At 69.3% G+C, this 13,089-nt stretch carries 13 protein-coding genes; 5 read left to right on the forward strand and 8 right to left on the reverse strand.

What is annotated here, in order from left to right; all coding sequences use genetic code 11:
• Positions 1-54: 54 nt before the first annotated feature.
• The 6 genes from F784_RS0109905 to F784_RS0109930 all read right to left on the reverse strand — a co-directional run bounded on the left by F784_RS0109905 (position 55) and on the right by F784_RS0109930 (position 4,467).
• The gene (locus tag F784_RS0109905; protein WP_019586573.1) at positions 55-453 is read right to left on the reverse strand and encodes a hypothetical protein; all 399 of its coding nucleotides are present in this window, start codon (positions 451-453) and stop codon (positions 55-57) included.
• 40 nt (positions 454-493) lie between these two features.
• Positions 494-904, reverse strand: coding sequence for a VOC family protein (locus F784_RS0109910; RefSeq protein WP_019586574.1), 411 nt, complete (start codon positions 902-904; stop codon positions 494-496).
• 4 nt (positions 905-908) lie between these two features.
• The gene (locus F784_RS0109915) at positions 909-1,358 is read right to left on the reverse strand and encodes a helix-turn-helix transcriptional regulator (protein ID WP_019586575.1); all 450 of its coding nucleotides are present in this window, start codon (positions 1,356-1,358) and stop codon (positions 909-911) included.
• 237 nt (positions 1,359-1,595) lie between these two features.
• Positions 1,596-1,940, reverse strand: a complete 345-nt coding sequence (locus F784_RS26110) for a GIY-YIG nuclease family protein (protein WP_157465163.1) — start codon at positions 1,938-1,940, stop codon at positions 1,596-1,598.
• Positions 1,941-2,006: 66 nt separating this feature from the next.
• A complete protein-coding gene (locus tag F784_RS22805) occupies positions 2,007-2,453 on the reverse strand; it encodes a DUF2239 family protein (protein ID WP_019586577.1) in 447 nt (148 codons plus the stop codon).
• A 328-nt stretch (positions 2,454-2,781) separates the two neighbouring features.
• On the reverse strand, positions 2,782-4,467 hold the full coding sequence (locus F784_RS0109930) for a M3 family oligoendopeptidase (protein WP_019586578.1): 1,686 nt from the start codon (positions 4,465-4,467) through the stop codon (positions 2,782-2,784).
• Positions 4,468-4,631: 164 nt separating this feature from the next.
• On the opposite strand from F784_RS0109930, the gene F784_RS0109935 reads away from it, so the two are divergent.
• Positions 4,632-5,147 carry an endonuclease V gene (locus F784_RS0109935; protein WP_019586579.1) on the forward strand — a complete coding sequence of 172 codons (516 nt, stop codon included), beginning with the start codon at positions 4,632-4,634 and terminating at the stop codon, positions 5,145-5,147.
• The gene (locus F784_RS27795; protein ID WP_425387108.1) at positions 5,148-5,567 is read left to right on the forward strand and encodes an antibiotic biosynthesis monooxygenase family protein; all 420 of its coding nucleotides are present in this window, start codon (positions 5,148-5,150) and stop codon (positions 5,565-5,567) included.
• Between the two features lie 67 nt (positions 5,568-5,634).
• On the opposite strand, the gene F784_RS24525 is transcribed toward F784_RS27795, so the two are convergent.
• Both F784_RS24525 and F784_RS0109945 read right to left on the reverse strand, forming a co-directional pair.
• The gene (locus F784_RS24525; RefSeq protein ID WP_019586580.1) at positions 5,635-8,472 is read right to left on the reverse strand and encodes a sensor domain-containing protein; all 2,838 of its coding nucleotides are present in this window, start codon (positions 8,470-8,472) and stop codon (positions 5,635-5,637) included.
• A 158-nt stretch (positions 8,473-8,630) separates the two neighbouring features.
• Positions 8,631-9,827 carry an ROK family transcriptional regulator gene (locus F784_RS0109945; protein WP_019586581.1) on the reverse strand — a complete coding sequence of 399 codons (1,197 nt, stop codon included), beginning with the start codon at positions 9,825-9,827 and terminating at the stop codon, positions 8,631-8,633.
• Between the two features lie 187 nt (positions 9,828-10,014).
• Between F784_RS0109945 and F784_RS0109950 the strand changes: the two genes are divergently transcribed.
• Genes F784_RS0109950 through F784_RS0109960 form a run of 3 tightly spaced genes read left to right on the forward strand, consistent with a single transcriptional unit; the run spans position 10,015 to position 13,055 of the window.
• Positions 10,015-11,295 (forward strand): ABC transporter substrate-binding protein, encoded by a 1,281-nt coding sequence (locus F784_RS0109950; RefSeq protein WP_019586582.1) that lies wholly within the window; start codon positions 10,015-10,017, stop codon positions 11,293-11,295.
• Between the two features lie 9 nt (positions 11,296-11,304).
• A complete protein-coding gene (locus tag F784_RS0109955; protein ID WP_019586583.1) occupies positions 11,305-12,219 on the forward strand; it encodes a carbohydrate ABC transporter permease in 915 nt (304 codons plus the stop codon).
• Complete coding sequence (locus tag F784_RS0109960; protein WP_019586584.1) at positions 12,216-13,055, forward strand: carbohydrate ABC transporter permease; 840 nt, start codon at positions 12,216-12,218, stop codon at positions 13,053-13,055. The genes F784_RS0109955 and F784_RS0109960 overlap by 4 nt, the downstream gene beginning before the upstream one ends.
• Positions 13,056-13,089: the final 34 nt, after the last annotated feature.

The raw sequence follows: 13,089 nt of genomic DNA on the forward strand, positions 1-13,089 counted from the left end.
TGACGGGGGCCACGTGCGTCGTGTGCGGGCTCCTTTGCGGTCCCCGTCGGCTTCCTACTCGGTGCGCCGGTAGGTCACGGTGAAGTCGGGCTGCCAAGTCACGCCTTTGTCGTCCGACTTCTCTCCGGTTGACTCGATGATGTCCGGGCCGCGGAAGCGTGCCGCGTAGCGCTGTGAGAACTCCTCGTCCAGGTGGATCATTGACCAGCCGTCGTTGTCCATTTCGAGGGTGAAGACCCTGATGATCCCCCGGATGTCGAAGTAGTGGTAGCGGTCCTCCGACAGCAGCCCCAGGGCGTCGGGGAAGTCGGGGTGGTCGTACGTCCAGTGCTGGAGCACGAACGCCCCGTCCAGCACCCGCTCGTACCGCTGCCTGCCGGTGACCGGCCCGGACATGGCCGAGTGCTGCATCGTGAATTCCCAGGTTCCGAGCAGCCGGTCGAGCGCGCTCATGTCTCCTCCTTTCGTTGCTGACCCGCGTCCGCCGGACGGCTCAGCGCCGCTCCTGAATGCGGATCAAGTTGCCCGCGGGATCACGCAGGGCGCAGTCCCGCACGCCGTACGGCTGCTCGGTCGGCTCCTGGACGACCTCGGCCTCGCTGGCCTGCACCCGCTCGAAGGTGCCGTCGAGGTCTGGGGTGGCGAGGACGATGGTGGCGTAGCTGCCCTTCGCCATCATCTCGGCGATGGTGCGGCGCTCGCCCTCGGTGATGCCGGGGGTGGCAACTGGCGGGTAGAGCACGATGGACGGGCCGAGCTGGTCAGCCGGGCCGACCGTGATCCAGCGCATCCCGCCATAGCCGACGTCACCCCTGACCTCGAAGCCCAGGATGTCACGGTAGAAGGCTAGCGAGGCGTCCGGGTCGTCGTGCGGGAGGAAGGTCTGGTGAATGGTGAGGTCCATACCCTCACTCTAGGCGGGGCGCGGGGTCCGGCGCTTCTCGATTTCTGATCGGCCGCGTCACCTGTTTCGCCACGCAGGGCGGCATCCCCGCCGTCTCGCCCGCCGCGTGGTTCCGGTAGGCGCTGGGCGGCATCCCCACCAGCTCGGTGAAGCGCGTGCTGAAGGTGCCCAGCGACGAGCAGCCGACCTCAAAGCAGACCTCGGTGACGCTGAGGTCGCCCAGCCGCAGCAGCGCCATCGCGCGCTCGATGCGCCGTGTCATCAGGTAGCTGTAGGGCGACTCGCCGTAGGCGCGCCGGAATGAGCGGCTGAGGTGCCCCGCCGACATGTTCACGCCCCGGGCGAGCGCCTCGACGTCCAGCGGCCGCGCGTACTCCCGGTCGATCCGGTCGCGCACGCGCCGCAGCCGCGCGAGGTCGCGCAGGGACGGCGTGGCGGCGGGACTGTTGGACATCCTCATGATCGTGCCACGTCCCGCCGCTGGGCTCAAGTTGGCTTGACCACGGAAGGAGCACCACATGGAATGTGGTGGAAGCTCCGCCTGGGCAGGCAGTGGGTCTGCGGGAAGGGGGCCGTGTTGCCGCAGACACTGGAGTTCACGCGGGGGTGGCCGGACCTGGGAGGGGCGAGGCTTATCCCGGGCGCCGCGGTGCCGCCTCCGTTCAACTTCGGATGCCCGAACCTGTCCGGCTCAGCGTCGGGGAGGAGTGTGATACCCGGCGTCCCCGAATGGCTGGCGTTCGTCCAACCACAGGCGTTCGAGTTCCGCAAGGTCGCGGGCATAGTCACCATCGCGGCGGCCCTCCCGGCGTTCGAGGACGTGCAGCACCTCGGTGACGAAGGCCGCCTCGCCCTGCTCGCGCCAGTCCCGCTGAAGCGCGGCGTTGCGATGGTCGCCGAGCTGCGGGCTGAACAGGTGCCGGTTGAGCGCGGCGGTGTGCGGACTCGCCCAGCAGAACCTTGCCGTTCGCAGTGTTGCGGATCGCCCACGCCCACATGACGGGCTCGAAATCCTTGGAGGGGCGCGCCGGGGCAAACAGGGCGGGTTGCGGATTATTCATGATCGTCCTTGGGGGGAGGTGCGGGCGGGTTCGGCGGAGCATCAGGCCCGGGCGAAGGCGGGCTGGGCGAGGCGCAGGGCATAGGCCCGCACGTCTTCCGGCCAGGTGCGGGTCAGCCCGGCGAAGCGTCCCCCCTGACCGGCGCACAGGGCGCGGCTGGCCCCCTCGAAGTTCGGCATGTTGCCCGCCAGGGCGGTGATGACGCGCCCGGCAGCCTCGGCGGCGCGGGCGGCCTCCTGTTTGGAACCGTCGTGTCTCCGGGCCTCGTCGATCAGGCGGCGCAGGGTGGCCGAGGTTCCGCCGCGCTGCTCGTCCAGCCAGCTCCAGTGGCGGGGCATCAGGGTCACCCCGCGGGCCACGACGCCGAGCTTCGGGCGCCCGGGACCCTTGCGCGGCGCTTCGGGCACGTGGCGGGCCAGAACGTCGTCCAGGCTGCCGCGCGGGTCGAAGTCCACCTGCCGCCCGGTCTGGTCCTTGAAGATCAGCATGGGGGCGTCGTGGTGGGGTTTGAGGACGCGCAGGAGCTCAGGCAGGGGGCCGTGACCCAGTGCCGCTCCCCGAGAAAGGCGGTGTAGGTGGGGTCGCTCATGACCCGAGTATTATCCGGGTAAAAAGAGGTGTCAATATCACCCGGCCAAAGTACCTGGCGCGCGGCGCGTGGTGACCCTGGGCAAACGGAACGTGAGGTGCGGGACCAGCTCAGGCACCGTTGTGACCGGGTCCCCCCGCCATTCCTGATGCGCCGCACGGGGGGGCGGGACGGACGCGCGTCTGTGCTGCCTTCTCCGGGCGCCCCCTCTTCATGAAACGGGTCGCTCAGGCCCGCCCGGCCCCTTCCAATTGCTCCTCCAGCAGGGCCATCAGGCCACGCATGGTCTCCGCGTCGAAGGCGAGGCGGGCGCCCGCCGCCCCGAACAACTCGGGCAGGGGGCGGGTGCCGCCCAGGGCGAGGGCCTCCTTGTACTGCCTCAGCGCCTCCTCCGGGTCACGCAGGGCCGATTGCCACACCTGCAGCGCCCCCATCCAGGCGAGCGAGTATTCCAGCAGGTACAGCGGAATGGCGAAGATGTGGACGAACTGCCAGCCCTTGGCCCGCACGTCCTCCAGGCCCCGCCAGTCCACCCCCGAGTCAAAGCGTTCGGAGCACTCCAGCCATTTCGCGTCGATCTGCTCGATGGTCACGTCCCCCGGCGCCTCGGCGTAGAGCCACTGCTGGAAGGCGTCCCCGGTCGCCTGCCCGGTAAACTGCCGCAACACCGTCTCGATCTTGTCGCGCCGGGCGCGGGCGGCGTCCTCCGGCGAGTAGTAGCCCACCGGCTTTTCCAGCAGGGGCAGCGTCAGCAGCTCCATCGCCTGGCTGCCTACCTCGGCGAACTCGATGGGGGAGAGCAGGTTCCACACCAGGTCGCCGGGCCTCCCCGAGGCGAGGAAATGAAAGGCGTGCCCCGCCTCGTGCAGCAGGACCCGCACGTCCGTGTCCGTCCCCACCGCGCTCCAGTAGATGTACGGGGAGCCCGTGCGCGGCAGGTAGTTGCAGTACCCGTAGCCCGGCACCTTTTCCGGGCGGGGGTCCAGGTCGAGGAAGCCGCCGGTGTGCATCGCGGCGAACTGCGCCCCCAGCTCCGGGTCCAGGGCCTGGAAGATCCGCTCGGCGGCGTCAATGTACTCCTCGGTGGTCTTGAAGGGCTGCAACGCGGGGCGTCCCAGCGGGTCGGCCTGGGTATCCCAGGGGCGGAGCGTCTTCAGTCCCAAGTGTTCCCGCCGCTCGTCGTTCATGCGCGCCTGGAGGGGCACCACATGCTGCTCCACCGCAGCGTGCAACTCCCGCGTGTCCTCGGGGGTGTAGTCGAAGCGGTTCATGGCCTGCCACACGAAGTCCCGGAAATTCCCGAAGCCTGCATTCCGGGCGACCTCCCGGCGTAGCGCCAGCAGCTTCAGGAAGAGGGCGTCGAGCTCCGGCGCGGCCCCCAGGTTGGCCTCGGCGATGCCCCGCCACGCGGCCTCCCGCTCGGCCCGGTCCGGTTCCAGGAGCAGGCGCTGGGCCTGGGGGATGGTCAATTCCTCGCCGTTCACCCGGGCGCGCAGGGCTCCGGTGATCTTGTTGAATTCGTTGGCGAGGGTGGTGATCTCGGTGAGCAGCGGCAGGTTCGCCTCGCGGTACAGGGCCGCCTCGCTTCGCAGCCGCCGCAGCATCTGCACGTGAGGCTCCCCCGGCTCCCACCCGGTCTGGGCCAGCAGGCGGTTCTTGAGACGCTGCCCGGCCCGCAGAACCTCGGGTTGCACCTCCTGCACGAAGCCCACGAAGGCCCGCTCGGCACCCTCGTCGGTGGGGTCGGCGTCCTTGGCGCGCGTGAGCTGCGCCTGCATCTCCATCACGTCCTTTTCCAGGTCGCTCCAGCGCTCCAGCCAAGCGGGGATGTCCCGCGGGGTCAGCGGCTCGGTGGCGAGGGCCTCGTAGCGGGGGGGGAAGGTGGTCCAGGTGGTGGCAGGTGCAGTGGTCATGGGGCTCCTTGGGAGGGGAATCAATGGGCAGACGAGGCCGAAAGGCCCGCGGGAGGTGTGTTCGTCTTCCCCGCCAGACTGCCACAACAGCGGCCAGGGGTGGGGCACAACCGGGGTTTAGACCGGACCGTGGTGCGGGATCTGCCTTCGCCGAGAATCGCGTCATGTCGGAAGAACACCCGGTCCCCTTCCTCAAGGCGTGCGTGGACGTGGACTACCGGGAGCAGGAGGCCGTCTCCGCCTGCCTGCTCTTCGGGCGGTGGGAGGCGGAGCGGCCCACGCGGACGTTGGTCGAGCGGATCGCCCCTGTTGCCCCCTATGTGCCCGGCGAGTTCTACCGGCGGGAACTCCCCTGCCTGCTCGCCACGCTGCGCCCGTTCATCTCTCTGGTGGACGTGGTGATCGTGGACGGCTACGTCTGGCTGGGAGAGGCCCTCGGTCTGGGGGCGCGTCTGTACGAAGCGCTGGGACGGCGGGCGGCGGTGATCGGTGTCGCCAAGTCGGCCTTTCACGGCGCACCCGCCACCTCTGTACAGCGTGGTCCGGGCAGGCGACCCCTGTACGTGACGGCGGCAGGCATGAGCGCCGAGGAGGCCGCCGGACACATCCGGGAGATGCACGGTGAGTACCGCCTGCCCACCCTGCTTCGTCAGGTGGATCAGCTCTGCCGACGGGCTTGAGTGGCGACCTGCTCGTGTGGAGGGGGTGCACCGTCTCCTTTTCGCCTACAGTCGCAGCGGCCCGGCTGCCCGGGAAAGAGCCGGGGAGGGGAGACACCTGATGATCGTCGAATACATCCGTTACCGGGTGGAAAGGCGGCAGACGCCTTAGAGAGTCCCAAGACCAGCGCCCGCGCGGCCCTGGACGCCTCCCCCCACTGCCTGGGTCACGAACGCTCGCGCTGCGTCGAGGAGCCTGCGCACTCCATCCTGCGGACCGAGTGGGACTCTCTGCCGGGCCACCTGGAGGGGTTTCGCCACAGCCCGGAGTTCCGGACTTCTTTCCGGGACGTGAGGCCCTTTGTGAACGACATCGAGGAGAGGCGCCACGACGAGGTGACGGCTATTCAGCGCCGCTGGCAAGGCGTGCCCGGAAGCTGAGGGGAAAAAACTTCACGGGTACGCGCTGGCAGAACCCGTGACGGGCATTGTGGGGTCGGGGAGCGCGCTACCGCGCGCCGCCCAGTTCCTCCTCGGCGGCGAGGCCCAGGGCACCCTCCCTGAGCCGGCGGCCCAACTCCTCGGCGCTCTGGGGCCGCCCGGTCAGGTAGCCCTGCACATAGTCACAGGCGTGGCGGCGCAGGAAGTCGAGCTGGCCCGCCGACTCCACGCCCTCCACGGTGACCTCCAGCCCCAGCGCCTGGGCGAGATTCATCACCGCCCGCACCAGGGCCTCGTCGCGGTCCGCCGAGGGCAGGCGGCTCGCCACGCCCGCCGTGAAGGAGCGGTCGATCTTCAGGCCGTCAATGGGGTACTGCTTGAGGTAGGCGAGGTTGGAGTACCCGGTGCCGAAATCGTCCACGACCACCCGCACGCCGAGGTCCTTGAGGCGTTGCAGGGTTTCATTGGCCTCCAGCGCCTGCATCAGCATGCTCTCGGTGAGTTCGAGTTCCAGCCGCCCCGGGCTCAGGCCCGAGGTCCGCAGCGCCCAGGTCACCGTCTCGATCAGGTTGGGCTCCTGGAACTGCCGCGCGGAGAGGTTCACCGCCATCCGCAGACCCGGCGCGAGGGGGCTCCAGGCCACCGCCTGCTCGCAGGCCTGGCGCAGCACCCACGCCCCGATGGGCACGATCAGCCCGGTCACCTCGGTGAGGGGGATGAAGTCGGCGGGCGGCACCAGGCCGAGTTCGGGATGCTGCCAGCGCAGCAGCGCCTCCACCCCCACGAGTTGCCCGGTGCGGGCCGCGAACTGCGGCTGGTAGTGCAACACGAATTCCTGACGCTCCAGGGCGCGATTCAGGGCCGTTTCCAGCGTCATCGCGGCGAGGGGTTCCTCCCCCTCCGGCGAGTAGACGGCGTAGCCCCCGCCCCGGCGCTTGGCCTGGTACATGGCGGTGTCGGCCTGCTGGAGCAGGTGCTCGACCGCCGTCGCCCCGTGCGGAAAGACTGTGAACCCGATGCTGGGCCGCACGAAGACCTCGTGGCCCGAGAGGGTGAAGGGCTGGGTGAAGGTGTGGAGCAGACGCGTGGCCGCCGCCTGAATACCCGGCGAGGTGGCCGCGCCCCCCAGCACGAGCAGGAACTCGTCGCCGCCCATGCGGGCGAGCAGGTCGCCGCTCCCCAGCACCCCCCGCAGCCGGGCGGCGACCTGCTGGAGCAGGGCGTCGCCGACGCTGTGCCCCAGCGTGTCGTTGATCAGCTTGAAGCGGTCGAGGTCCATCAGCCCGACGGCCACCGCCCGCCCCGCCGCCTGGGCCCCGGCCAGGGTGCGCTTGAGCTCGCGCTCGAACAGTACCCGGTTGGGCAGGTTGGTGAGGGAATCGTACAGAGCGTGGGGCTCCAGGGCCGAGTGCGCCTGGTAACGCTCGATCACCAGGGCGGCGAGCTGCGCGCCCCCGTCGAGCTGGGCGCGCTCGTCGGCGTTCGGCGGCTGGGTCCCCCTGCCCAGCAGCATCAGGCCGCCCAGCGCCGCGCCGTCACCGCCCCGCACCGGGTGACGCCAGACATGCCACTCTTTCGGGGCGGCCCCGAAGCCCAGGGTGAAGCTGGGTTCCCCAGGGCGCGCCGCGACAAGCCCCCAGCTCTCGCGTTCGGCCTCGGCATCGCCGTGAACGGTGTAGACCTGCGGGGGCTCGCCGGGCAGCACGATGGCGGCCCGCCGTCCCTCGAACTGGCGCTCCAGGGTTCCGGCCAGCCGGGCGAGCACCTGGGAGAGGGGCGCGTTCTTGGCGGCGAGTTCGAGCACCCGGGCGCGCTCACGGTCGAGGTGTTCGGCGAACTGCTTGCGCTCGGAGATGTCGCGCTGAATCGAGATCCAGTGGGTGTACCAGCCGGTCTCGTCCGCGACGGGCGCGATGGACAGCTCGACCCAGAACTCGCTGCCGTCCTTGCGGTAGTTCACGACCTCGACCTGCACGCTCTTCCAGCGCTTCAGGGCCGCGCGGATCTTGTCGAGCGCCCGGCGGTCGGTGCGCGGCCCCTGCAGGATGCGGGGCGTCTGGCCCAGCACCTCCTCCAGCGCGTAGCCGGTCGTCCGGGTAAAGGCGGCATTGGCATAGACGATGCGCGGCCCCGGGAGGTCCTGCGGCTCGGCCTCGGTGATGAGCACCGCGTCGTTGGCGTGCGCCAGGACCGACTCCAGCAGGGCGAGCTGGCGCAGGGTGTGGTGCCGCTCGCCCTCCTCGCGCGGGACCCGCTGCGCCGTGCCCACCAGGCCGCCGGGCAGGGGCGCGGCGGTGAGGGTCACGTCGACCTGCGCGCCGTCGGGGCGCTCGAGTTGCAGGTGCTGGGGCGCGATGGGGTGCTGCCCCCGGGCCGCGCTGCGCCGCAGGGCCGCAAAGGCCCCGCGCAGGCGGTCGTCCTCGACCTCCCGCCCGAGCACCTGCTCGCCGGGCAGCCCGAAGGTCTCGGCCGCCGCCGCGTTCCAGTGTCTCACCAGGCCCTCCAGCGTCAGCGAGTAGACGGCCAGGGGTGCGGCCTGCACCATCGCCTGCAACTGGTCGTGTGCCTGGCGCAGGGCCGCGCTCTCGGCATGGAGCGCCCACTCGTGCCGCAGACAGGTGACGAGGGAGTGCAGCGCGGCCTCCTGCCCGGACTCCACCCCCCACAGCCGCAGGGTTCCGCCCAGCCCGCCTTGCTCAAAGGTAAACATCGTGGCGGACGCCTGCACCTGGGGACCCGGCACCGTATTCCCCGGCCAGCCGCCCGCCCAGGTCGTCTCGCCGTCCGTGAGCGTCAGCCAGGCGGCCTGGGCGTGGGCGAGGCGCGCGTACAGCTCCAGGAGTGCCGCAAACGCGGGCTCTGGAGGAGCGGGAAGTGGGGAGGGGTTGTGCGGTGCCGCAGACATAGCCACCCTTGGCCGAGGAGAGGAAACGGGAGGTGTGGGCGGTGCCGGGAAGCCGCCCACCCGGGGAGCGCCTTCCATAATGGCTGCCCTGGCCCTTGCAGAACTCTTACCCGGTTCGCCCGGGAAGCGGACACGGGAGTGGGGCTTCGTTCAGGCGCTCAGGAGCGGGTCACGCCGCGCACGACGTCGGGGCGCAGCAGGACATGCTGCTGCACCAGCGTGGCGGCGCCGAGGGCAGCGGCATCCTCCCCGGTGGCGGACGCGACGATCTGAACATCGGAGGACACCTGCTGAAAGGAATGGCCCCGAACGCTGGCGCCGAGTCGCGGGACGAGGCCGGGCCAGGCCTGCACGAGTGCCCCACCCACCACGATGAGGTCCGGGTCGCAGAAGTTCACGGCGCTGACGAGCGCGGCGGACAGGTACGTCCGAGTGTCCTCCAGAACTGTTGCGGCGGCGGCGTTGCCCCCCGTAGCGGCTTTCAGGAGCTGTTCGATGCCGTCCACAGACAGGCCCACGTCCCGCGCCCGCTGCAGGACGGCCGGGATGCTGGCGAGGGTCTCCAGGCAGCCGTGGTTGCCGCAGTCACAGCGCGGCCCGCGCACGTCGAGGACCGTGTGCCCGATCTCCCCCGCGAGGCCGTGGGTGCCCCGGTACAGGCTGCCATTCAGGATCAGGCCCGAGCCGATGCCCTTGCCCAAGGAGACATACAGCATGTTGGGCACGTGCTGCCCGGCGCCCAGGGCGTGCTCGCCCAGCGCGGCCGTGCGCGCGTCGTCGTCGATGAAGACGGGAACCCCGAATTCGCCTTGTAGCAGGCCCGTCAGCGGCACGTGGGCCCAGCCGCCAAAGTTGGTCGGGGTCAGCACCATTCCGCGCTCCAGGTCGATGGGCCCAGGCACCCCGACCCCGATGCCCACGATGGGCGGGCGGCCCTCCGTCACGGCCCGGACCGCGTCGATGGTCGTCTGGAGGACGAAACGCCCCGGCTGCTGGGCCGGGAGGGGGCAGGTCACCCGACCATGAATGGTGCCTCCCAGATCCACGTAGAGGGCCTGCACCCGGGTGCGCGAGATCTCCACGCCGACGAAGTGAGCTGTGGCCGGATTCAGGGTGAGCAGCCGGGGCCGCCGCCCGATCTGCCGGTGGGGGCTCTGGGTCTCCTCGACGAACCCCAGGCTCGTGAGTTCGCCGACCAGATTGGTGAGGGTCGCGGCCGTGAGATTGAGCTTGGCGGCGAGGTCCGTGCGCGAGACCGGCTGGAGGTGGTGAATGGCGATCAGGACGCTGGAGAGGTTCTGGGCCTTGACCAGAGTCGCATTGCTGCCGCGCAGGGCATGGAGGGACGTGTTCACACGGGTCCTTTCGACGGCAGCACAGGGGAGACGGGGGAGATTCTCTTACTTTATCAAATTAAAAAAAGATTGACGATCAGAAATGCGGGTGTTACGCTGGGGGTGTATAGAGCGACAATTCACGACCTCGCGCTGCCTGCCCGCAGGCCACGCCGCCCTGTCCGCACGGGGCGCGGAAGGAGACGTCATGAAGTACGCCCTGGCCCTCACGCTCGCCCTGGGGACCGCCGCCCTCGCGCAGAATGCGCGGACGGTGGAGCTTCGCGCGACCATCGGCAACTGGCTCGACCCGAACAGTCCGACCACCGACCCGACGGTTCGCGCGCTGATGCAGCGTTTTCAGCGGGAAAACCCCAATATCAAGATCAGTTGGGACCCGCAGGGCTACAACGAGTTGGAGCAGAAGCTGCTGACCTCCACGGCGGCGAGCAACCCGCCCGATTTCGCGTACGTGGATTCCATCTGGGTGCAGCGCCTGGCGTCGCTGGGCGCCCTGCAACCCCTCGACAACCTCTGGAGCGCCAAGGACCGCGCGGATTACAAGCCGCCCTTCCTGGCGGGTGCGAAGTACAACGGCAAGCTGTACGCCGTGTGGTCGGAAACCGACACCCGCGTCCTGTGGTACAACACCGAGCTCTTTAAGAAGGCGGGGCTCGACCCCAACAAACCCCCGCGGACCTGGGCGGAGTTCATGGCTGACGCCAAGAAGCTGACGGGGAGCGGCGTATACGGGGTGGGCATCGCCTTCGGGCCGCACGAATACCTCACCGCCGACCTCTTCCTCACGCAGTTCTGGGGGCTGGGCGGCAAGCTCATCGACGCGCAGGGCCGTCCGGTCTTCGCGCAGGGCAGCAACCGGGCCGCCGCGATCAAGACCCTTGAATTCTTCGGGAACCTGCAGAAGAGCAAGGTCATCCCGCCGGACGCCCTGCAACTCAAGGGCGGGGACTCGCTGTACGCGGGCATGGCCTCCGGCCGCTACGCGATGGTGATCGGCAACAACAACGCGGTGGAGGGGGGGCTCAAGCCCATCGCGCCGAACACGTATCAGCAGTGGCGGGCGGCCGTGCTCCCCGCCCCCACCGGCGGCAAGCCCTCCGCGATGAACGGCGGCTTCACCTGGGCGATCTTCACCAAGGACCCGGCCAAGCAGCAGGCGGCCTGGAAGTTCATCTCCTTCTGGAACAGCCCGGCAGTGCAGCTGGAGCGCTACAAGCCCACCGCCCAGGTGCCGGTGCGCTTCTCCACCTCTAAGGACAAGTTCTACACCTCGGCCTTCTGGCAGACGGTCAACAAGGCCGTGACCGCCGGGCAGACCCGGCCGGGTGTCGCCATCTACCCGGTGATGTCCGAGCAGATTCAGCAGGCCATCCAGTCCTACCTGACCGGGCAGAAGTCGGCGGCGCAGGCCATCGACGACGCGGGCAAGGCCGTGACCGCCCAGTATACCCGCCAGCAGAACCGCTGAGGCCCGCCCATGCTCACCAGCACGTCCAGGCCTGCCGCTGGCCGCCCCCCCCGGGGGCGGTTTCCGCTCGCGCTCCCCTACCTGCTGCCCGCCTTCCTGTTCATCGCCCTGCTCACGTTCATCCCGGCGGCGTACACGGTGTACCTCAGCTTCACGAACACCTCGCTGCTGCAGGGCGGCGCGCGCTTCGTCGGCTTCGAGAATTTCGCGCGGCTCTTCGCCGACCAGAGCATCGTGCTCGTGCTGCGAAACACCTTCGTGTTCGTGGCGGGCAGCGTCCTCCTCCAGATCGGGCTGGGGGTCGGCCTCGCGCTGCTGCTCAACCTGCCGTACCGCGGGCGCGTCCTCGTCCGCACCCTGATCCTCGCCACCTGGATCATCCCCGAGGTGGTCGTGGGGTTCACCTGGCAGATGATCCTGGCGGGCGGTGAATACGGCCTGCTCAACGCCTTCCTGGCGAAGTTCGGCCTTGGTCCGGTGCTGTGGCTGGGCACCCCGGCCGTGGCCCTCTTCTCCCTGATCCTGGTCAACGTCTGGCGCGGCACGGCCTTCTCGGTGATCCTGCAGCTCGCCGCCCTGCAGGCCATCCCCGACGAGCTGTACGAGGCGGCCCGCATCGACGGGGCGAACGGGCGGCAACTCTTCCGCTTCGTGACCCTGCCGATGATCACGCCGACGCTGCTCATCAATCTGGTCAATAACACCCTAGGGACCTTCAACGTCACGGCGCTGGTCTTCGCCCTCACGAACGGTGGCCCGGCGCGGGGGACAGAGGTGCTGGCGCTCACCATGTATAACGCCGCCTTCAAGCAGTACGACCTGGGCTTTGCGGCGGCCATAGCGATGGTGCTGTTTGCGATCAACGTCGCCCTGGTGGTCGTTTACGTGCGCCTTTTCCGCAACACCAGCGAGGGCGCCCTATGACCCGGCTCGCCCATCGCCGCGCCGCCCCCCTGGTCTACGCGGCCTACCTCGTCGTCGGCCTGCTCGCTGCCCTGCCGATCCTCTGGGTCGTGTCAATGTCGTTCAAATCGCTGGACGAACTCTTCACCGTCCCGCCCCGCTGGATCCCTGCGCGGCCCACTCTGGAGAATTACCATTTCGTGCTGTTCGGCACGCCCATCCCCCGCCTGTTCCTCAACAGCACGGTCGTCGCATGCTGCACCGCCGCCCTGGCCCTGGGCCTCGCCACCGTCGCCGGGTACGCCTTCTCCCGCTTCAACTTCCGGCACAAGGGCACCTGGCTGCTGCTTCTGCTGGGCACTCAGATGATCCCCGGTGTCAGCAACGTCATTCCCCTGTACATGATGATGCGGCAGGTCCACCTGCTCGACACGCTGTCCGCCCTGATCCTGATCTACTCGGCGGCCTTCGTGCCCTTCTCCATCTGGATCATGAAGGCCTCCTTCGACCGCATTCCCGCCACCCTGGATGAGGCCGCGATGATCGACGGGGCCTCCCGCTTCGGCGCGTTCCGGCGGGTGGTGCTGCCCCTGGTGCGCCCCGGCCTGCTCGCCGCGGGGACGATGGTGATCGTGAACGCCTGGAACGAGTTCTTCCTGGCGCTCATTCTCACGTCGTCGGTGAACAGCCGCACCATCGCCACCGGCATGTACATGTTCCAGGGGCAGTACGGCACGAACGCCTGGCAGGTCGTGTCGGCCGCGGCCATCGTCGCCACCCTCGTGCCGCTGCTGCTCTTCGCCTTCTTCCAGAACCACATGGTCGGCGGCTTCAGCGCCGGGGCGGTGAAGGAATGACCTCCGCAGAAGGCGCCCCGCCGGGCCCCCTGAA

Source organism: Deinococcus apachensis DSM 19763, assembly GCF_000381345.1.
Classification (GTDB): domain Bacteria; phylum Deinococcota; class Deinococci; order Deinococcales; family Deinococcaceae; genus Deinococcus; species Deinococcus apachensis.